Origin of the sequence: Eggerthella hominis (genome assembly GCF_014287365.1) — a bacterium.
Taxonomy (GTDB): Bacteria; Actinomycetota; Coriobacteriia; order Coriobacteriales; family Eggerthellaceae; genus Eggerthella; species Eggerthella guodeyinii.
This window is the reverse complement of sequence record NZ_JACOOA010000005.1, coordinates 71,353-91,829: the sequence shown is the minus strand read 5'-3', so window position 1 is coordinate 91,829 and position 20,477 is coordinate 71,353. Positions and strand designations below refer to the sequence as shown.

Annotated in this window: 17 protein-coding genes and 4 tRNA genes; 19 read left to right on the top strand and 2 right to left on the bottom strand. The window is 67.7% G+C overall.

The window, feature by feature from the left end:
- Window positions 1–5: 5 nt before the first annotated feature.
- Together H8S61_RS11620 and H8S61_RS11615 are read left to right on the top strand one after the other, a co-directional pair.
- Window positions 6–5,063: a DEAD/DEAH box helicase gene (locus H8S61_RS11620; protein ID WP_186939101.1), complete on the top strand. Its 5,058-nt coding sequence runs from the start codon at window positions 6–8 to the stop codon at window positions 5,061–5,063.
- A 224-nt stretch (window positions 5,064–5,287) separates the two neighbouring features.
- A complete protein-coding gene (locus H8S61_RS11615) occupies window positions 5,288–6,829 on the top strand; it encodes a class I adenylate-forming enzyme family protein (RefSeq protein ID WP_186939100.1) in 1,542 nt (513 codons plus the stop codon).
- A gap of 50 nt (window positions 6,830–6,879) precedes the next feature.
- Here H8S61_RS11615 and H8S61_RS11610 read toward each other — a convergent pair whose 3' ends face one another.
- Window positions 6,880–8,166: an aspartate aminotransferase type Ic gene (locus H8S61_RS11610; RefSeq protein WP_186939099.1), complete on the bottom strand. Its 1,287-nt coding sequence runs from the start codon at window positions 8,164–8,166 to the stop codon at window positions 6,880–6,882.
- A gap of 180 nt (window positions 8,167–8,346) precedes the next feature.
- On the opposite strand from H8S61_RS11610, the gene H8S61_RS11605 reads away from it, so the two are divergent.
- The 17 genes from H8S61_RS11605 to H8S61_RS11525 all read left to right on the top strand — a co-directional run bounded on the left by H8S61_RS11605 (window position 8,347) and on the right by H8S61_RS11525 (window position 18,963).
- Window positions 8,347–8,529 (top strand): hypothetical protein, encoded by a 183-nt coding sequence (locus H8S61_RS11605; RefSeq protein WP_160942770.1) that lies wholly within the window; start codon window positions 8,347–8,349, stop codon window positions 8,527–8,529.
- A 135-nt stretch (window positions 8,530–8,664) separates the two neighbouring features.
- A complete protein-coding gene (locus H8S61_RS11600; protein WP_366458321.1) occupies window positions 8,665–10,251 on the top strand; it encodes a sodium/proline symporter in 1,587 nt (528 codons plus the stop codon).
- Window positions 10,252–10,525: 274 nt separating this feature from the next.
- A complete protein-coding gene (locus H8S61_RS11595; protein ID WP_160942772.1) occupies window positions 10,526–11,680 on the top strand; it encodes a C40 family peptidase in 1,155 nt (384 codons plus the stop codon).
- A 93-nt stretch (window positions 11,681–11,773) separates the two neighbouring features.
- A complete protein-coding gene (locus H8S61_RS11590) occupies window positions 11,774–12,286 on the top strand; it encodes a YbhB/YbcL family Raf kinase inhibitor-like protein (protein WP_186939098.1) in 513 nt (170 codons plus the stop codon).
- Window positions 12,287–12,299: 13 nt separating this feature from the next.
- The gene (locus H8S61_RS11585) at window positions 12,300–12,821 is read left to right on the top strand and encodes a DNA-deoxyinosine glycosylase (RefSeq protein ID WP_186939097.1); all 522 of its coding nucleotides are present in this window, start codon (window positions 12,300–12,302) and stop codon (window positions 12,819–12,821) included.
- 219 nt (window positions 12,822–13,040) lie between these two features.
- Window positions 13,041–13,125 (top strand) — tRNA-Tyr (locus tag H8S61_RS11580).
- A gap of 6 nt (window positions 13,126–13,131) precedes the next feature.
- Window positions 13,132–13,207, top strand: a tRNA-Thr gene (locus H8S61_RS11575).
- A gap of 13 nt (window positions 13,208–13,220) precedes the next feature.
- Window positions 13,221–13,297 (top strand) — tRNA-Met (locus H8S61_RS11570).
- A gap of 83 nt (window positions 13,298–13,380) precedes the next feature.
- Entirely contained in the window at window positions 13,381–14,583 is a 1,203-nt protein-coding gene (gene tuf, locus H8S61_RS11565) for an elongation factor Tu (RefSeq protein ID WP_160942775.1), read from the top strand.
- Window positions 14,584–14,691: 108 nt separating this feature from the next.
- Entirely contained in the window at window positions 14,692–14,841 is a 150-nt protein-coding gene (rpmG, locus tag H8S61_RS11560; RefSeq protein ID WP_080803366.1) for a 50S ribosomal protein L33, read from the top strand.
- Window positions 14,842–14,865: 24 nt separating this feature from the next.
- Window positions 14,866–14,942 (top strand) — tRNA-Trp (locus H8S61_RS11555).
- Between the two features lie 106 nt (window positions 14,943–15,048).
- Window positions 15,049–15,504 (top strand): preprotein translocase subunit SecE, encoded by a 456-nt coding sequence (gene secE / locus H8S61_RS11550; protein WP_160942776.1) that lies wholly within the window; start codon window positions 15,049–15,051, stop codon window positions 15,502–15,504.
- Window positions 15,505–15,508: 4 nt separating this feature from the next.
- Window positions 15,509–16,039 (top strand): transcription termination/antitermination protein NusG, encoded by a 531-nt coding sequence (nusG, locus tag H8S61_RS11545; RefSeq protein ID WP_009306289.1) that lies wholly within the window; start codon window positions 15,509–15,511, stop codon window positions 16,037–16,039.
- A gap of 126 nt (window positions 16,040–16,165) precedes the next feature.
- A complete protein-coding gene (gene rplK, locus H8S61_RS11540; RefSeq protein ID WP_160942777.1) occupies window positions 16,166–16,666 on the top strand; it encodes a 50S ribosomal protein L11 in 501 nt (166 codons plus the stop codon).
- 114 nt (window positions 16,667–16,780) lie between these two features.
- Window positions 16,781–17,494 carry a 50S ribosomal protein L1 gene (gene rplA / locus H8S61_RS11535; protein ID WP_160942778.1) on the top strand — a complete coding sequence of 238 codons (714 nt, stop codon included), beginning with the start codon at window positions 16,781–16,783 and terminating at the stop codon, window positions 17,492–17,494.
- 224 nt (window positions 17,495–17,718) lie between these two features.
- Window positions 17,719–18,693 (top strand): SPFH domain-containing protein, encoded by a 975-nt coding sequence (locus tag H8S61_RS11530; protein ID WP_186939096.1) that lies wholly within the window; start codon window positions 17,719–17,721, stop codon window positions 18,691–18,693.
- A gap of 57 nt (window positions 18,694–18,750) precedes the next feature.
- On the top strand, window positions 18,751–18,963 hold the full coding sequence (locus tag H8S61_RS11525) for a type II toxin-antitoxin system antitoxin (RefSeq protein WP_160942779.1): 213 nt from the start codon (window positions 18,751–18,753) through the stop codon (window positions 18,961–18,963).
- A 64-nt stretch (window positions 18,964–19,027) separates the two neighbouring features.
- On the opposite strand, the gene H8S61_RS11520 is transcribed toward H8S61_RS11525, so the two are convergent.
- Window positions 19,028–20,341, bottom strand: a complete 1,314-nt coding sequence (locus tag H8S61_RS11520; RefSeq protein ID WP_186939095.1) for a hypothetical protein — start codon at window positions 20,339–20,341, stop codon at window positions 19,028–19,030.
- Window positions 20,342–20,477 lie beyond the last annotated feature (136 nt).

Below are 20,477 nucleotides of genomic sequence, written 5' to 3'. Positions count from 1 at the left end.
ACGCCATGGACGAAGCAAGAGATTCCGCCCCTCATGCCCTCGACCGATTCTCGGACGAGGTGCGCGGCTGGTTCCTCGACGCCTTCCCTGCTCCCACGCCGTTGCAGGAGCGGGCCTGGGACGTCATCGAGGGCGGCGACAACGCGCTCGTCATCGCGCCCACCGGCTCGGGCAAGACGCTCGCGGCGTTCCTGTTCGCCATCGACGAGCTCATGCGGGAGAAGGCGCGCAGCGCGCAGCTGCCGAAGAAGGAGCGTCCGGGCAAGGGCGTGCGGGTGCTGTACATCTCGCCGTTGAAGGCCCTCGGCGCGGATGTGGAGCGCAACCTGCAGGCGCCGCTCGCGGGCATCGCGGCGCGGCTCGCGGCCGACGGCGCCGCCGTACCCGAGGTACGCACGGGCATGCGCACGGGCGACACGACACCCGAGGCGCGCCGCAGCCTGCAGCGCAACCCGCCCGACATCCTCATCACCACGCCCGAGTCGCTCTACCTCATGCTCACCTCGCAGGCGCGTGAAACGCTGCGTACGGTGGAGACGGTCATCGTCGACGAGGTGCACGCGCTGGCGGGCAGCAAGCGCGGCGCGCATCTGGCCCTCAGCCTCGAGCGTCTCGACGACCTGCTGGAGCGGCCGGCGCAGCGCATCGGGCTGTCGGCCACCGTGCGCCCGCGCGACGAGATCGCGCGCTTCTTGGGCGGCCCGCATCCCGTGCGCGTGGTCGCCTCGGAGGGCCGACCCGACATGGACGTGCGCGTGCGGGTGCCCGTGCGCGACATGACGGCCGTGCCGGTGTACGGGGGAAGCGACCTGACCGGCGGCGATGCTGCGAAGCGCGGGGGAGGCGCCCACGGAGGCGGGCCGCGCCGCGCGCCCGCGGAAGACGCCTGGAAGTCCGACCGCGCGATGCGCGCCGCCATGGCTAACCACGCGCTGCCCGCGAGCACGACGAGCCCCGACAGCCGTCTGGGCACGTCGTCCATCTGGCCCTACATCGAAGCGACGATCCTCGACGAGGTGCTGGCGCACCGCACCACCATCGTGTTCGTGAACTCGCGCGGCCTGTGCGAGAAGCTGACCGCCCGGCTGAACGACCTGTACGCGAAGCGGACGGGCATCGCGCGCAGCGCGGACGAGGACGCCCCGGCCGCGCCCATCCGCTCGGACCTCGGCTCCACGACGGAGCTGAGCGGCGGCGCTCCGGCCATCGTCGCGAAGGCGCACCACGGCTCGGTGTCGAAGGAGAAGCGGCTGCAGGTGGAGCGCGAGCTGAAGGCGGGCGAGCTGCCGTGCGTGGTGGCCACGTCCTCGCTGGAACTGGGCATCGACATGGGATCCATCGACCTCGTGCTGCAGGTGGCCGCCCCGCCGTCGGTGGCCAGCGCCCTGCAGCGCATCGGCCGCGCGAACCACCAGGTGGGCGGCCGTTCGACGGGAGCCATCTTCCCGCGCACGCGCACCGAGATCATCGACGCGGCCGTGGCGGCCGAGGGCATGTACGAGGGCCGCATCGAGCAGACGGCGCTCGTGAAGAACGCGCTCGACGTGCTGGCGCAGCAGACGGTGGCCGCCGTGGCCATGGACGAGCTGGCGGCGGACGACTGGTACGACACCGTGCGCCGTGCGGCGCCCTACGCCGAGCTGCCGCGGCGGGCGTTCGACGCGGTGCTCAACATGCTGGCGGGCCGCTACGCGACGGCCGACCTGGCCGAGTTCTCGCCGCGTATCGTGTGGGATCGCGAGCATGGGCGGTTGTTAGCGCGCCCGGGCACGCAGCGCCAGGCCGTCACGTCGGCCGGCACCATCCCCGACCGCGGCATGTTCTCGGTGGTGCTGCCCGAGGGCGACGGCAACGAAGGCCGGCGGCGCGTGGGCGAGCTCGACGAGGAGATGGTGTACGAGTCGCGTGTGGGCGACATCATCACGCTCGGCACCAGCTCGTGGCGCATCGGCGAGATCACGCGCGACCGCGTGATCGTGGAGCCCGCCCCCGGGCGCTCGGCGCGCCTGCCGTTCTGGCACGGCGAAGGGGTGGGGCGGCCCGCCGAGACGGGGCGCATGCGCGGCGCGTTTTTGCGCGCGATCGTCGGCGGCATCGAGGGCGACGACGCGGAGGCGGACGAGGGCGGCGGCTTCGGCGTCTCCTCCGCGGTGCGCGAGCGCCTGGCTGCGGACGGCCTCGACGACGACGCGCAGCGCAACCTCGTGGAGCTCGTCCGCTCGCAGCGTGCGGCCACGGGCACGATTCCCGACGACAAGACGCTCGTGGTGGAGCGCTGCGAGGACGAGCAGGGCGATTGGCGCGTGCTGCTGCACTCGCCGTACGGGCGCCGCGTGCACGAGCCGTGGGCGATGGCGGTGTCCGACCGCATCGCCCAGATGTACGGTTACGACGCGCAGGCCATGGCGGCCGACGACGGCATCGTGCTGCGCATCCCCATGACCGAGACGCGTCTGCCGGGGATGGAGCTGTTCGTGTTCGACCCCGACGAGCTCGACCGCATCGTGCGCGACCGCGTGGACTCCACGTCGCTGTTCGCGGCGCGGTTCCGCGAGTGCGCTGCGCGCGCCCTGCTCATGTCGCCCATCGCGCCGGGCAAGCGCGCCCCGCTGTGGCAGCAGCGCCTCAAGGCCGGCCAGCTGCTGGAGGCCGCGCGGCGCGAGCACGAGTTCCCCATCCTTGCGGAGACGGCGCGCGAGTGCCTGCAGGACGTCTACGACATGCCCGCGTTGCACGAGCTGATGGAGCGCGTGCAGGCGGGGTCGGTGCGCGTGGTGGAGGCGCAGACGTCCGTGCCGTCGCCGTTCGCCGCGCCCCTGCTGTTCGGGTACGTGGGCGAGCATCTCTACGCGGGCGACCTGCCGCACGCCGAGCAGCGCGCCTCGCTGCTGTCGCTCGATCCCACGCTGCTGGGCGAGCTGCTGGGTTCCGCCGACTTGGGCGAGGTGCTCGACGCGGAGGTGACCGCCGGCGTGGAGGCCAGCTTGCAGCGCCTCGCCGCCGACCGGCGCATGCGCGGCGTCGAAGGCGTGGCCGACCTCTTGCGCGTGCTGGGCCCGCTGTCCGTCGAGGAGGTGGCGCAGCGGCTCGAACCGATGGACGGGATCGAGGCCGAGGGCGCGACCGCGACCGCGGCTGCGACCTCGGAGGACGCGCGCGCGGCGCTCGAGGAGCTGCACGCCGCGCATCGCGCGTTCCCGACGGTCGTCGGCGGCGTCGAACGCTGGGCGGCGGCGGACGACGCCGCGCGCCTGCGCGACGCGCTGGGAACGGCAATCCCGCCGTGGGCGGAAGCGGTGGCGGTCGCGGGGGCCGAAGAGGAGGAGGGCGCGCGCCATCCCCTCGACGAGCTGCTCGCACGCTACGCGCGCACGCACGGCCCGTTCTCCGCCGAGGCCGCGGCCGCGCGCTTCGGCCTCGGTGTCGCCGTCGCGCAGGACGGCCTCGCGCGCCTCGCGTCGGCCGGCCGCCTCATGCAGGGCCGGTTCGGCGAAGACGACGACGGGCGCGCGCTCGCATGGGTCGAGGCGGGCGTGTTCCGACGTCTGCGCTCGCTGTCGTTGGCGGAAGCGCGCCGCGCCGTGCAGGCCGTGAGCCAGGGCGCGTACCTGCGCTTCCTGCTCGACTGCCAGGGCGTCGGCCCGCTCGGCGAGGAGGGGTACGAGGGAATCGACGGGGTTGCCCAGGTGATCGCCCAGTTCGAAGGCGTGTTCCTGCCCGCCGGCGCGTGGGAGGGGCACGTGTTCCCCAGCCGCGTGCGCGATTGGCGCCCGGGCATGCTCGACGAGCTGCTGGCCTCGGGCGACGTCGTGTGGGCGGGAGCGCGCCGCGAGGGCGACGACGAGGGCGCCCCGGCGGGGCCTCCGTCCGAGCGCCGCGGCCGCAGCGGACGGGAGCGCGAAGGGGCGGGGCTCGTCGCCTTCTATCCCACCGACTCGCCGTTCGCGCCTGTGCAGCCCGATCTGGCCGATGCGCCCTCCGACGCTCCGGATGCGGCCTCGTCGATCGCGCCTCCGACCGTCGAAGGGGCGGTGGTTGACGCGCTCGGATTCGGCGGTGGGCTGTTCTTCCGCCAGATCGTCGACGCGGTGCGGCGTCGGCTCGCGCCCGAGTTCGTCGACGAGGCCGCCGTGGCCGTGACCATGCGCGAGCTCATGTGGGACGGCCGCGTGACGAACGACACGTTCGCCCCCGTGCGCGCCGCCCTCGACGCCGCGGGCGGCGCGGGGCCCAAGCCGCGCAGCGCGCCGAAGCGCCGCGTGAGCAGCCGCCGGTCGGGCCTGCGCCCGGCCGACCCGTCGACGATGCGAGGCATCGCGTCGGCCCAGGCCGCCGTGGGCGCCGCGCTCACGGGACGCTGGTCGCTCACGATGCCGTCGTCCGAGAACGACACGGTGCGGGCCATCGCGCTCGTCGAGTCGATGCTCGACCGCTACGGCGTGCTTTCGCGCGACGTGGTGCAGCTGTCGGGCGTGCCCGGCGGCTTGGGCGCGCTGTTCCCCGTGCTGCGCCAGATGGAGGACACGGGCGACCTGCTGCGCGGCGCGTTCGTGCAGGGCCTCGGCCCCGCGCAGTTCGCCGCGCGCCAAACCGTCGACGTGCTGCGCACGTACGAGGCGAGCGACGAGGAGGCCGCGCGCCGCGAGACGGTGGTGCTCGCCGCCGACGATCCCGCCAGCCTGTTCGGGGCGGGCATCCCCTGGCCGCCGGTCGCCGGCGACGATGCCGAACCGCAGGCGGAACGCCCCGCGCGCCCGACGCGGCGCGCGGGCGGCCTCGTCGTCGTGCGCGGGGGCGAGCCGGTCCTGTACGCTGCGCCGGGGTTGCGCTCGCTGCTGTCGTTCACGCACGACGGCGAGGCGCTCGCCGACGCCGTGCGCGCGCTCGTGGCGCACGAGAAGCGCGCGCTCAAGCGCGCCGGCGCCGAGGGGGCCCGCAAGAAGGTGGTCGTGGAGACGTTCAACGACCGATCCGTGCTGGCAACCCCGGCAGCCGACCTGCTGCGGGAGGAGGGCCTCGTCCGCCTCCCCGACGGCATGCGCCTCTACGTCTCGCCGTTCTGACGAACGGCCCTCGCTGACTCGCTGCGCCCACCTGCCCGCCCATCATGCGCCCTGCGGGCGCATGGGCCGCATCGCTTCGCTCGCGACCCTCGTTCGCGCTCGCGCGCGAATCGACCGCTCCCCACATCGCGCAATCTGCGGATGGCGCGCCTCGGGCCCGTTCGGTATGGTCGATCCATGGAGGCGCCGGGCGCGGCGCGGTCGGACGAGGAGGGGGCGGCTTCATGGCGTGGCGCGAAAGCGATCATTTCCTCGAGGGGCTCGACCTGCAGACGGCGCCCGCCTACTGGGCGCGGCGCCGACCCGACCACCTGGCGTTCGTCGACGCCGAGCGGCGCCTCGCGTACGCCGAATTCGCCGCGCTCGTGGACCGCTGCGCGCGGGGCATGCGCGCGGCGGGCGTCGGCACGGGCGACATCGTGGCGGTCATGCTGCCGAACTGGCACGAGGCGCCCGTCGTGTTCTTCGCCGCCGCGCGGCTGGGAGCCGTGCTCGTCTTCTGCGACGAGGTGATGGAGGAGGCCGACCTCGCGCTCAGGCTCGATCGCGTCGATCCCGCGCTCGTCGTGCTCGCCCGCGCCGACCTCGCCGAGGCGGCGCGCACCCACGCGCCCCGCGCCCGCGTGGTCACCGTGCGCTTCGACGCGCCCGGCTGCACGGCCTTCGACGACCTGCTGGCCGACGGCGACGGCCCCTGCGAGCCCGCGCCCGTCGACGCGCTCGAGGATCCCTTCGTCATCGCGTTCACGTCGGGCTCCACCGGCCAGGCCAAGGGCGTCGTGCTGTCGCAGGAAAGCTCGCTGTTCTCATGGCGCAGCTACGGCCGCGCCATGCAGTGCACCTCGGACGACGTGTTCGCCGTGCCCATCCCGCTGTCGCACATGTTCGGCGTGAACATGGGCATCGTGCTGCCCGTCATGTTCGGCGCCACGGCCGTCCTCGTGGAGAAGTTCGAGCCCCACGACCTCCTGCGCACCGTCGAGCGCGAGCGGGTGTCGGTGATCTACGGCGTGCCCACGGTGTTCGGCCGCGTGCTGCTCGACCTCAAGAAGCATCCCGCGGACCTGTCCAGCGTGCGCACGGGCCTCGTGGGCTCGGCCACCGTGGCGCGCGAGCTGGTCGAGGACGTGTGGGAGCGGCTGCGGTGCCGGGTGGTGGTGGGCTACGGCTCCACCGAGGCCGTGGCCGTCACGTGCACCACCGTCGAGGACGACCTCGAGCACACGGCGTCCACGGTGGGCCGCCCGTTCCCTGGCGTGGAGGTGCGTCTGCTCGGGGACGACGGGGCGCTGAGCGAGCGCGGCGAGGGCGAGCTCGTCGTGCGCAGCCCCTGCATGATGCGCCGCTACTGGCGCGACCCCGAGCGCACCGCCGAGAGGTACGCTCGGGGCTGGCTGCGCACGGGCGACGCAGCCGCCATCGACGACGAGGGCTACGTGCGCATCCTCGGGCGCATCGACGGCATGATCATCCGCGGCGGCTTCAACGTGTACGCCGCCGAGCTCGAGCACCTCTACAGCGCGCATCCCGCCGTGCTCGAGGCCGCGGCGTTCCCGCTGCCGCATTCGGAGCTCGGGCAGCAGATCGTCGTGGCCCTCACGTGCAAGCGCGGCACGCCCATGGACGCGACGGCGTTCCGCCGCTGGGCCGAGGGCCGCATCGCGAAGTTCAAGCTGCCCGACCGCATCGTGTTCTTCCACGAGCTGCCGAAGCTGCCCACCGGCAAGATCGACGCCTCCGCCATCAAGGCGGCGGTGCAGCCCTGACAACGCAAAAGGAGCCGCCCGAGGGCGGCTCCTTGCTCGCGCGTTCCAACCTAGCCGAGCAGCTTCTCCACGTAGGCCAGCTTCACGCAGACGGTGAACACGTCCATGGCCTCGTCCAGCTCCTCGAGCGGCGGCAGCGTGGGGGCGATGCGGATGTTCGCGTCGTGCGGGTCCTGCTTGTAGGGGTAGGTGGCGCCGGCGCCCGTCATCGTGACGCCCGCCTCCTTCGCCAGCCCCACGATGCGCTTGGCGCACCCCTCGGGTGCGTCGAACGACACGAAGTAGCCGCCGCGCGGGTTGCTCCACGAGCAGCCGCCCACCTCGTCGAGGCCTTCCTCGAGCTTCGCGTTCACCAGCTCGAACTTCGGGCGCAGGATGGCGGCGTGCTTGCGCATGTGCGCCGCCAGGCCCTCGGCGTCGCGCAGGAAGCGCACGTGGCGCAGCTGGTTCAGCTTGTCGTGGCCGATGGTCTGCACGCCCACGCGCTTCTTGATCTCGGCGACGTTGGCCGGGCTCGCGGCCAGGGCGGAGATGCCCGCGCCCGGGAACGTCACCTTCGAGGTGGAGGCGAACTTGAAGCAGCGGTCCTCGGTGCCCGCTTCGCGGCAGGCCGCGGCGATGTCGAGCAGCTGGTCCTGCTCGGCCGCCTCGTCGAACAGGTGGTGCACGCAGTACGCGTTGTCCCAGAAGATGCGGAAGTCGTCGGCGGCGCACTCCATGGCGGCCAGGCGGCGCACCGTCTCGTCGGAGTACGTCACGCCGCCGGGGTTCGAGTATTTCGGCACGCACCAGATGCCCTTCACGGAGGCGTCGGAGGCGGCGATGCGCTCAACCTCGTCCATGTCGGGGCCTTCGTCGGTCATCGGCACGGGGATCATCTCGATGCCGAACTCCTCGGTCACGCCGAAGTGGCGGTCGTAGCCCGGAGCGGGGCAGATCCACTTCACCGTGTCCAGCTTGCTCCACGGCGTCGAACCCAGCGTGCCGAACATCCAGCAGCGCGCCACGGCGTCGTACATGATGTTGAGGCTGGCGTTGCCGAACACGATGACGTTGTCGGCCTCGTCGTCCAGCATGGAGGCCATGAACTCCTTGGCCTCGGGAAGGCCGAATCCCACGCCGTAGTTGCGGCAGTCGGTGCCGTCGGCGGCCACGCAGTCCTCCATCGTGGTCACGGTTTCGAGCAGCGGCATGCTGAGGTCGAGCTGCGCCTTGGCGGGCTTGCCGCGCGCCATGTTGAGCGCCAGGCCCCGCGCCTTGATCTCGCCGTATTCGCGTTCGAGCTCCTCCTTGAGCGCCGTCAGCTGAGCCTGATCCATCTCCGCGTACGTGGGCATCGTGCTTCCTTCCATTGTGGGTCGTGTGTACGATCCCCAGTATAAGGTTACGGGGATGGCCCGTCGATAGCGTTTTCGCCGAACGACGACCCGGTGTCTGCCGCGCAACGCCGCCGCCGCGCCCGCCGCGCCGGGCTCGCCGCGCGCTACGATGCGGGTTCCCGACGAAAGGAGGCGCTCATGCCCATACCCGATCCGCGCGCCAACGAGAAGAAGGAAACGTACATCTCGCGCTGCATGGAGCATATCACCCGCTACGAGAAGGACAGGTTTCCCGACCAGGACCAGCGTGCCGCCATCTGCTATTCCACCTGGGACCGTTGGCAGAAGGACCACGGCCATCCCGAAAAGGCCGAGAAATGAAACACGGATGAGACGCGGGGGCGGGCACGATGGCTCGCCCCCGCTCCAAGTAGTCGCGCTGCGCCCCTCTCGGTTGTCGTATAATCCCCTCGTTTCTAACGGAGGTTTTGCACAGAGGAGAGGGGAGGAACACCCGTGGTTTCCAACGATTTTCTGGTCGTGTTCGCGATGCTTTTGTACTTCGTCGCGGTGCTGACCATCGGGTTCGTGTACGCGAAGCGCTCGAACTCGTCGACGGCCGAGTACTTCCTCGGCGGGCGCGGGGTGGGGCCGTGGCTCACGGCGCTGTCGGCCGAGGCGTCCGACATGTCGGGTTGGCTGCTCATGGGCCTGCCGGGCGTGGCGTACTTCACCGGCGCGTCCGACGCCATGTGGACCGCCATCGGGCTGGCCATCGGCACGTATCTCAACTGGAAGTTCGTGGCGAAGCGTTTGCGGAAGTATTCCGTGGTGGCGGGCGATTCCATCACGCTGCCGGAATTCTACAGCAAGCGCTTCCACGATCGGAAGAACATCGTGTCCACCGTGGCCGCGCTCATCATCATGGTGTTCTTCTGCGTGTACGTGGGCAGCTGCTTCGTCACGTGCGGCAAGCTGTTCGCCACGCTGTTCGGCCTCGATTACGCCACGATGATGGTGCTCGGCGCCATCATCGTGTTCCTGTACACGCTCGTGGGCGGCTACCTGTCGGTGGTCACCACCGACTTCGTGCAGGGCGTGCTCATGTTCTTCGCGCTGGCCACCGTGTTCGTGGGGTCGGTCGCGTGGGCGGGCGGCGTCGACAACACCGTCGCGTTCCTGCAGAACATCCCCGGCTTCCTGAGCGGCACCCAGATAGCGGTGCCCCTCGTGGACGACGCGGGGCGGCAGCTCGTCGAGGGCGGGGTGCCGCTGTTCGGCGACGCGGCCGACTACCCGCTCATCACCATCGCGTCGATGCTGGCCTGGGGCCTCGGCTACTTCGGCATGCCGCAGGTGCTCGTGCGCTTCATGGGCATCCGCTCGGCCGACGAGGTGAAGAAGTCGCGCGTCATCGCCGTCACGTGGTGCGTCGTGTCGCTGGCCTGCGGCATCTGCATCGGGCTCGTGGGGCGCGCCATCATCCCCACCGACTTCGCCACGCAGGCGCAGGCCGAGAACGTGTTCATCGTGCTGTCCCAGATGATCCTGCCGCCGTTCATGTGCGGCGTCGTGGTGTCGGGCATCTTCGCGGCGTCGATGAGCTCGTCGTCGTCCTACCTGCTGATCGCCGGCTCCTCGGTGGCCGAGAACATCTTCCGCGGCGTCATCAAGAAGGACGCCACCGATCGCCAGGTCATGATCGTGGCGCGCCTCACGCTCGTCGCGGTGTTCCTGTTCGGCATCATCGTGGCCTACGACGAGAACTCGTCCATCTTCGGGGTGGTTTCCTACGCCTGGGCGGGCCTCGGCGCCTCGTTCGGCCCCCTCACGCTGTGCACGCTGTACTGGCGGCGCACGAACATGCAGGGCGCGCTGGCCGGCATGCTCACCGGCACGGCGGCCGTGCTCGTGTGGCACAACCTCGTCAAGCCCCTCGGCGGCGTGTTCGGCATCTACGAGCTGCTGCCCGCGTTCGTCCTGTCGCTCGTCGCCATCGTCGCGGTGTCGCTGCTCACGGCGCCCCCGTCCGAGGCGGTCGTGCGCGAGTTCGATCACTACATGGACGAGGGGGAAGCGGGCGTCGAAAGAAGCGCGCAGTAGACGGCGCGTCCACGGTTCTACAACATCTAGAGGAGGCCACCACAACACCTGGTGGCCTCCTTGTTTATCCTATCGTGCCTGATGGCGGGCTTGTTTGTGGCTTCGTTACGGGCGGGAAACGCCTTCGGCACCGCGGCGTTTCCCGACGTGGGGGCTTTGAACTGGGGTTATGAAACGCGTTCACAACCTTTTTTGACCATCCGCGCGAACGTGGTATTATGCGTTCAGCTTTTGCCCATACATACTACGTGCTCAATCTAGGAGGATTTCATACATGAGCGAGCATACAATCGGACTGAGCAGGCGAACATTTCTCACCGGCGCGGCTGCGCTCGGTGCCCTCTCCGTCATGGCTCCGACGACCGCCTTCGCCGAGACCGCTGCTGAGAAGCAGGCCGAAGCCGATGCGGTGCGCAACCAGCTGATCGGTTTGCAGACCGATCTCGAGGCTGCCGAAATCAGCTATTACGCCGCGCTCGACGAGCGCGATGCCGCGCAGACGGCGATGGAGGCCGAGCAGGCCAAAATCGACGACGCTAACAGCCAGATCAGCGATTTGCAGGACAAGCTGGGCACGCGTGCCCGCAACATGTACCGCAACGGATCTACGAGCTTCGTCGATTTCGTCCTGGGTGCCGCCTCGTTCGAAGAGTTCACCCAGAACTGGGATCTCCTCAACAAAATGAACGAGAACGATGCCGACATGGTCGACCAGACGAAGACCCTGCGCGAAGAGCTTCAGACCGCCAAGGACGAGTACTCCCGCCAGGAGCAGATCGCCTCGGCCAAGGCCGAAGAAGCCAAGCAGATCCAGAGCGAGGTCCAGGCCAAGGTCGATCAGGCCACCGAGCTGGTCAGCTCCCTCGACGCCGAGGCCCAGGAGCTCCTCCAGCAGGAGCAGGCCGCAGCGGCTGCCGCAGCGGCGGCGGAAGCTGCCGCCGAGGCCGAGCGCCAGCGTCAGGCGGAGGCCGCGGCGAACACCGGCAACTCCGGTGGCGGCAGCGGCTCTTCCGGCGGCGGCGGTGGCGGCACCTCCGGCGGCGGTGGCGGCGGGTCCGTCGTGTACCCGAGCCGTCCGGTCGGCTCCTACGACTCGGTCGTGGGCTACGCCATGAGCCGCATCGGCTGCCCCTACATCTGGGGTGCCGAGGGTCCCGACTCGTTCGACTGCTCCGGTCTGGTCACGTGGGCGTATCGCCAGGTGGGCATCTCGCTGCCGCACCAGAGCGAGGCGCAGTACTCGGCGGCGAGCTACGTCGGCTCGGTTTCCGAGGCGCGACCGGGCGACGTCCTGTGGCGCTACGGCCACGTCGGCATCGCGGTGAGCTCGGGCGGCTCGCACTATGTGCACGCCCCCACCTTCAACGCGTACGTGCGCGACACCGACCCGCTGTCGTGGGCGCAGTTCACGAACTGCCTACAGTTCTAAGGTTCCATACGATGACAAAGGGAGGGCTTCGGCCCTCCCTTCTTTTATACTATGGTACGAACCGTTGGGCTCGCGCACGAAAGGAGATCGACCATGCGCATATCCGTCGAACTCGAGCAAGGGCTGCTGCCCGACCGCTTCGGCAAGCACGCCCCTGCGGCGTACCAGCTGGACGGCCATCCCATCCGCTCGTTTCCCATCGAGATCGCCGACGTGCCCGAAGGAGCGCGGTCCCTCGCGCTCACGCTCCTCGACTACGACGCCGTTCCCGTGGGCGGCTTCTGCTGGATACATTGGCTCGCGTGCGACATCGCGCCCGATGTCGCGCTCATCCCCGAGAACGCCAGCGCGTCGGGCGAGCTCGCCTGCGTGCAGGGCTCGAACAGCGATTGGTCGCCGTTGGCGGGCAGCTGCACCGACCCGCGCATCGTCCATCGCTACGCCGGGCCGTACCCGCCCGACAAAACGCACGACTACACGCTCACGCTGTACGCGCTCGATCGCACGCTCGACCTTCCCGAGGGCTACTTCCTCAACGAGTTCCGCCGCGCCGTCCGCGGGCACGTGCTGGCCGAGGCGTCGCTCGAGCTTCCCAGCCGGGCGTAGGGGAGGGGCGTCCGTGGAAGCAGCGCGCATCGTCCATCCGCTCGAACCACTGTATACGGAGCGTTCGCGCGTGCTCGTCCTGGGCACGATGCCCTCGCCGAAGTCCCGCGAGGTCGGCTTCTACTACGGTCATCCGCAAAACCGGTTCTGGAAGGTGCTGGGCGCGCTGTTCGGCGAACTCGAGCCGCTCGGCATCGAGGGACGTACCGCCTTCCTCCACGCGCACGGCATCGCGCTGTGGGACGTGCTGGCCTCGTGCACCATCGTCGGCGCCTCGGACGCGAGCATCGCCGACCCGGTTCCGAACGACCTGGCCCGCATCGCCGCCGTCGCGCCGCTCGAGGCCGTGTTCACCACGGGAGGGAAGGCGACGGCGCTCTACCAGCGTTTCGGAGCTTCCCAGCTTCCCCGCGTCGCGCACACGGGGCTTCCGTCCACCAGCCCGGCAAACGCGCGCATGCGCCTCGACGATCTGGTGGAGGCGTATCGCCCGCTGCGCGACGTCCTGGACGCGGCGAACCCCGCCCGTGCGTGATCCTCGCGGCGCTTTTCCGGCGTTCGCGGCCGCACCCCTCGGCGATTCGCTGGGCGGGGAGGTCGAGAAAAGGAGGAATGATGGAGACACACCCGGGGGCGTGTAGGCAGTTGACACGCTGGTGTTCCTAGCGTATTATTCTCCTGCTCGCGCGTTCGGGTTCGCCGAAAAGCGCGGCAGGCAGCTTGATAAATACACATGAATTAAGCAGCGAATTATGGGCGTGTGCCCGAGTGGCTAAAGGGGACGGGCTGTAAACCCGTTGGCTATGCCTACCTAGGTTCGAATCCTAGCGCGCCCACCATTTTTCGCCTGTGTAGCTCAGTCGGTAGAGCACTTCCTTGGTAAGGAAGAGGTCGTCGGTTCAAGTCCGATCGCAGGCTCCATTTTTTGCTACCTGGCGGTGTAGCTCAGTTGGTTAGAGCACACGGTTCATACCCGTGGCGTCACTGGTTCAAATCCAGTCACCGCTACCATTGTATTATTTCGCGTCCGCTTTGTCGGACGCGTCGTTATTTTGTTTTCGTTTCGCGAAAATATCTTATAAGGAGGATGAAACATGGCTAAGGCTAAGTTCGAGCGTTCCAAGCCGCATGTTAACATCGGCACCATCGGCCACGTCGACCACGGCAAGACGACCCTGACGGCCGCCATTTCCAAGACGCTGTCCGAGAACGACGGCTCGCATGGTTCCGCCCACGCTGACTTCACGGCGTTCGAGAACATCGACAAGGCCCCCGAAGAGCGCGAGCGCGGCATCACGATCTCCATCGCTCACATCGAGTACGAGACGGATGCTCGCCACTACGCCCACGTTGACTGCCCCGGTCACGCTGACTACGTCAAGAACATGATCACGGGTGCTGCTCAGATGGACGGCGCCATCCTCGTTATCGCCGCCACCGACGGCCCGATGGCCCAGACCCGCGAGCACATCCTGCTCGCCCGTCAGGTCGGCGTTCCCTACATCGTGGTCTTCCTGAACAAGTGCGACATGGTCGACGACGAAGAGCTCCTCGAGCTCGTCGAGATGGAAGTTCGCGAGCTGCTCGACTCTTACGAGTTCCCCGGCGACGACACCCCGATCATCCGCGGTTCCGCTCTGAAGGCCCTCGAGGGCGACAAAGAGTGGCAGGAAAAGGTCTGGGAGCTCATGGACGCCGTCGACTCCTACATCCCGACGCCGGAGCGCATGGTCGACAAGCCGTTCCTGATGGCTGTCGAGGACACGATGACCATCACCGGCCGCGGCACCGTTGCCACCGGTCGTGTGGAGCGCGGTACGCTGCACGTCAACGACCCGCTGGAGATCATCGGCATCAAGGAGACCGCCAACACGGTCTGCACCGGCATCGAAATGTTCCGCAAGCTGCTCGACGAGGCTCAGGCCGGCGACAACATCGGCTGCCTGCTCCGCGGCGTCAAGCGCGAGGACATCGTTCGCGGCCAGGTTCTCTGCAAGCCCGGTAGCGTGACCCCGCACACCGAGTTCGAGGGCCAGGTTTACATCCTGACGAAGGAAGAGGGCGGCCGCCACACGCCGTTCTTCGACGGCTACCGTCCGCAGTTCTACTTCCGCACGACGGACGTGACGGGCGTTGCCCACCTTCCCGAGGGCGTCGAGATGGTCATGCCGGGCGACAACGTGGAGATCAAGGGCGAGCTCATTCACCCGATCGCCATGGAAGAGGGCCTGCGCTTCGCTATCCGCGAGGGTGGCCGCACGGTCGGCTCCGGTCGTGTTACGAAGATCATCAAGTAACACCGCTTCATCGCAATCAGGCGGGGCCCGCTCCAAGCGGGCCCCGCTCATGAGAATTCATGTGTATGAGATCCAAGCTCGTTTCAGTTGAGGCATAAAGGAGAATTCATGCGTACGTTGGTCACTTTGGCGTGCACGGAGTGCAAGCGCCGTAACTACACGACCAAGAAGAACAAGCAGAACAATCCTGATCGTATCGAGTTGAAGAAGTACTGCAAGTGGTGCCAGTGCCACACGGTGCACAAAGAAACCCGATAGCGTATCAGAGGTTTGCACGAGCATAGGCCAGTAGCTCCAATTGGTAGAGCGGCGGTCTCCAAAACCGCATGTTGGGGGTTCGAGTCCCTCCTGGCCTGCCAGCTCGAGTATATGAGCAGCTTGCATCAGGTTGCTTGGATGAGCAGCTTGTGATCAGGCTGCTTGTTTGGCGTTTACACGGATACGAATCCCCGGTTAAGGAATCACATGGCGAAGAAATCAAAGACACAGCGAGCGAAGGCATCTGCCGCACGCGCAGCCCGCAAGGAGCAGGCGCTTGAGGCCGAGGTCGCTGCCGAGGCGAACAAGAACGCCGAGGCCGATGCTGCTGCGACCGAGGCGCCTAAGAAGCGGTTTTTCAAGAAGGCCGACAAGAGCGACGCGGCTGCGGAAAGCGGCAAGCAGGCGAAGGCCCCCGTCAAAGCCGTGGAGAAGAAGGTCGAGAAGGCTCCCGAGAAGAAGCCCGCTAAGAAGCGGCGTTTCGGGTTCTTGAAAGACGTGCGCACGGAGCTCAAGCGCGTCACGTGGCCGACCAAGCAGGACGTCCTGCGTTGGAGCGTCGTCGTGGTGGTTGCGCTCGTGTTCTTCGGCGCATACGTCGCCGTGCTCGACAACGTCGTCATCACGCCGTTGCTGATTGCTATTTCCGGTTTGGGGGTCTAGGCGCATGGCGAAGAAGTGGTACGTCCTGCACACGTATTCAGGATACGAGAACAAGGTCAAGAAGAACCTCGAGACGCGCATCGAGACGATGGGCCTCGAGAACAACGTCTTCGGCATCGAGATTCCGACGGAGATGGTCACCGAGATCAAAGAGGGCGGCCGTCGCGTCGAGAGCGAGAAGAAGGTGTTCCCGGGCTACGTGCTCGTCCGCATGGAGCTCGACGACCGCAGCTGGGCTGCGGTTCGCAACACCCCGGGCGTGACCGGGTTTGTGGGTGCCGACGGCAACCCCGCGCCGCTCACGCGCGACGAGTACAACAAGATCATGAAGCGCACGAGCCGCGAGGCTCCGAAGAAGACTTCGTCGAGCCTGGAAGTGGGGCAGTCGGTGAAGGTGGTCTCGGGTCCGCTCGCCGAGTTCGACGGCGTGGTGTCCGAGGTGTCGCCCGACGCCGGCAAGGTGAAGGTCATGGTCTCCATCTTCGGCCGCGAGACGCCGGTCGAGCTCTCGTTCGATCAGGTGGCCAAGATTTAAAGGTGCGAACACAAGCGGCGTCGCGTGCCCGCGTGGACCGGGGCTTCTCATTCGACCCTGCCGCTTTGTTGATAGATTTTGAAATAATGCGTTTTTGCGATTGTGATCAGCTGAAAGGAAGCTCTCATGGCTGAAAAGAAACAAACCGGCTTTATCAAGCTGCAAATCCCCGCGGGTGCCGCGAACCCGGCTCCTCCGGTCGGCCCGGCCCTCGGCGCCCAGGGCGTCAACATCATGCAGTTCTGCCAGGCGTTCAACGCCCAGACGCAGGACCAGTCCGGCACCATCATCCCGGTCGAGATCACGGTGTACGAGGACAAGTCGTTCACGTTCGTGTGCAAGACCCCGCCGGCGGCCATCCTCATCAAGGAGAAGCTGGGCATCAAGAGCGGTGCGGGCATCCCGCACATGCAGGTTGCCGGCACGCTCACGGAGGATCAGCTCCGCGAGATCGCCGAGATCAAGATGCCGGACCTCAATGCCAACACCATCGAGGCCGCCATGGAGATCATCGCCGGCACGGCTCGCAGCATGGGCGTGCGCATCGAGGGTCGCGACCTGAAGATCAAGTACGTGCCTTCCAAGAAGGTTGCCGCCATGCTCCAGGGCAAGACGCTGGAGGACTAGCTCCCCAGCCGTTCGATACGGAATGACCGGCCGCCGTCACGGCGGCCGTTGTTCGATGAGATAGCAGTGGAAGAGCGCTGAGAGCGCTCGCTACGCACCACGAAAGGAAGCATCATGACGAAGCAGTCCAAGAACTACCGTGCCGCGGTCGAGAAGATCGGCGAAGGCACCCGCGCTCCCCTCGAGGCGCTCGCCCTCGTGAAGGACGTCGCGTTCGCGAAGTTCGACGAGACGGTCGAGGCGGACTTCCGCCTGGGCATCGACACCCGCCAGGCCGACCAGCAGCTCCGCGGCACCGTGAGCCTGCCGAACGGCTCGGGCAAGACCGTCCGCGTGGCCGTGTTCGCCGAGGGCGAAGCCGCTCGCGCCGCCGAAGAGGCGGGCGCCGACATCGTCGGCACCGACGAGCTGACCCAGCAGATCCAGGCCGGCGAGTTCAACTTCGACGCCGCCGTCGCCACCCCCGACCAGATGGGCAAGGTCGGCCGCCTGGGCAAGATCCTCGGCCCCCGCGGTCTCATGCCGAACCCGAAGCTGGGCACCGTCACCAACGACGTGGCGAAGGCCATCAACGAGCTCAAGGGCGGCCGCGTGGAGTACCGTGCCGACCGCTACGGCATCGCGCACGTCATCCTCGGCAAGGTGAGCTTCACCGCCGAGCAGCTCGCCGAGAACTACGGCGCGGTGTACGACGAGATCCTCCGCATGAAGCCGTCTGCCGCGAAGGGCAAGTACGTGAAGTCCATCACGGTGTCCTCCACGATGAGCCCCGGCGTGTCGGTCGACCCGTCCGTGGTCCGTGGCTACACGGATGCCGCCGCTGAATAAGCGCAATCGCAAACGCTGGGAAAAGGAGCCGCAAGGCTCCTTTTCTTTTGCCTGATGGGCGAACAAATGTTTCACGTGAAACATTCTGGTCGTACGATGCTGCAAACGCGGCAGTACGGCTTCCGTTTTCGATCTCAAAGTGATATCATATTCGTATCACCTCGTTTCGGAGGCAGAACGGGCGAGCGCATGGGGCGCAGAGCCTGAGAGAGAAAGGGAACATCATGTCCGTCGAGAAGACCGTCCACGCGAGGAGCGGCTGGCCGATGCTGGCGCTCATGCTCGTCGTCACCGCCCTGTGCATCGCGCTGATCGTGGTGGGAGCGACCATGCTGCCGCCCGACGAAGCGCCCATCACGACGGGGACGCAGACGCTCGGCGTCGTGCTGCTGGTGGTGGGCATCGTCGCGGTGTGCGTGGCGCCGCTCCTGATGCTGATGGGCTTCTTCACCATCCAGCCGAACCAGGCGCGCGTGCTCATCCTGTTCGGCGACTACAAGGGCACCGTGCGCGACGAGGGCTTCCACTGGGCCAACCCGTTCTACTCGCGCAACGCCGGGGCCACCGTCGACCCGCAGACGGGCAAGCCCGTGGGGAAGTCGACGAAGGTCTCGCTGCGCGCCCGCACGTACAACGGCGAGCACCTCAAGGTGAACGACAAGTGCGGCAACCCCATCGAGATCGCCGACGTCATCGTGTGGCGCATCGAGAACACGGCGAAGGCGCTGTTCGACGTGGACGACTACAACACCTACGTGCACACGCAGAGCGAGACGGCGCTGCGCCACGTGGCCACGACGTACGCCTACGACCAGATGCCCGGCGAGCCCGAGGGCGAGATCACGCTGCGCAGCAACATCGAAGAGGTGTCCGAGGCGCTCAAGGAGGAGCTGGCTGTGCGGCTCGAGAAGGCCGGCGTGATCATCGACGACGCGCGCCTCACGCACCTGGCGTACGCGCCGGAGATCGCCCAGGCGATGCTCCGCCGCCAGCAGGCCGAGGCCGTCATCGCCGCGCGCGAGAAGATCGTGCAGGGCGCGGTGAGCATGGTGGACATGGCCCTGGCCGAGCTGTCGGCGAAGAACGTGGTAGACTTGGACGACGAGCGCAAGGCCGCCATGGTGTCGAACCTCATGGTGGTGCTGTGCGGCGAATCCGACGCACAGCCCGTGCTGAACACGGGTACGCTGTACCAGTAGGAAGGAACGCCGCGGCTCGGGCGCATGCTGCCCGGGCCGCAGGCGCGGTGGCAAGCTATGGCGAAGCGAAAACAGTATCCCTTGCGCATCGACTCGGACGTGTGGGCCGGCATCGAACGGTGGGCCGCCGACGATCTGCGCAGCGTGAACGCCCAGGTGGAGTTCATCCTGCGCCGGGCGCTCAAAGACGCAGGGCGCCTCAAGGAGCCGGGCGGCAAGCAACCCGGCCAACCGGGGTCGGAAGGGGACGGCGAAGCGCCCGCGGAGTGATTCCGCGGGCGCTTTTCGTTGCGGGACGAGCTGGGACGAGCCGGGAAGGGAAGGGGCGGGCCGCTTACGCCAGCACCGCTTCGCGCTCCTCCAGCTTCTCGCGCGCGGGGGCGCGCTTGGAATCGTGCTCGGCGTTCTGCACGCGGCCGAGCTTCGTGTTGTCCTCCTTGCGGTTGCGCAGCGCGCGCACGGGGCTTTGCCCGTCCTCCACGCGGTAGTCCTCGCCGTGCTGCTTCTGCTCCTCGCGGACGACGCGGTGGCTGGGCACGTCCTGCACCCGTCCGTTCACGCGGTCGTTCCATCCGAAGAAGCGGTAGTCGCTCGGCAGGTCGTCGACCTCGACGAACTCCTCGCCCTGCGCGGTGAGCGTCACCTGCTCGTCGAGCACCTCGCGCACGTAGTCCTTCGTGGGATGGAGGTCGAGCAGCTCGGGGAACTCGCCGTCGGGGATGAGCGCCTGCCACTCCTCGTCCTCGTGCTTGTATAGAAGCTCGGCGGCCTTGTGCAGGTGCGCGACCTCCTGCTCGAAGTGGCGCTCCCAGATCTTCTTCACGTACGGGTCGACCTCGGTCTCGTAGAACGAGTAGTACAGATACGCTTCCATGTACTCGCGCAGCAGCAGGTTCTGCAGCCAGGTGGCCGACGGGTCGAGCAGCGCGCCGTAGTGCGTGACGTGCTCTTCCTCCACCATGCCGATTTCCAGGTAGAGGTCGCGCGCGACCCCTTCGGGCTGCGTGTTGCCCAGGTTCATGTAGAAGTTCATGGTCTGCTGCTCGCCGGCGGTGAGGATGAGCGCGCCGAGCGTCGTGCGGATGTCGGCCGTCTTGGCGTTGCGCGGCGCGCGCACCGAGTCGAACGGATGGCGATGGTGCGCGATGGTGGGGCGGCCGGGCGTGATCTCGATGGTGTCGCGCACGAGCTTGTGCGCCGGCAGATCCTCGTCCATCTTGAGCAGGTTCGCGTAGCGGTACAGGTGGTCGAAGTCCTCGAGCAGGGCGAAGTCCATGCACGACTTCGCATACGCGTCGGGCTCGTGCATGGCGAGCCATGCCGTGAGGTCCACGGCCAGCTGCTCGTAGCCGATGGTCGTCTCGAGCGGCGTCTCGTCGGAGGGCGACAGCCAGTTCACGTGCTTCTGCTGGCCGGCTTCGATGCGGCGCAGCAGCGCGAGCTCGCGGCGCAGGTCGTTGTCCTCGCAATTGCGGTTGAAGTTGTGGCCGAACATCACGGCTTCCACCTCGATGCCGTTCATGAGGATGATCCGGGCCTTCGTGTAGGGATCGGTGTCGAGCTTCTTGTACGGGCGGGGCGAGAGGTCCTTCCAGTCGAGCATCATGTCCTCGAGGGGCTTGGACGGTTTCAAGTCAAACGGGTTCATAGAGCCTCCTGTTCGTCGGTTGGCGATCCGTGCCGCTCCATGCTAGCAAGGACTGCCCGTACGGCTTTCCGGCCGCCCTGCGGGCGTTTCGGGGGCGTGAAGGGGCTGTAACGGCTGCGGAAGCCGACGGGGCAGT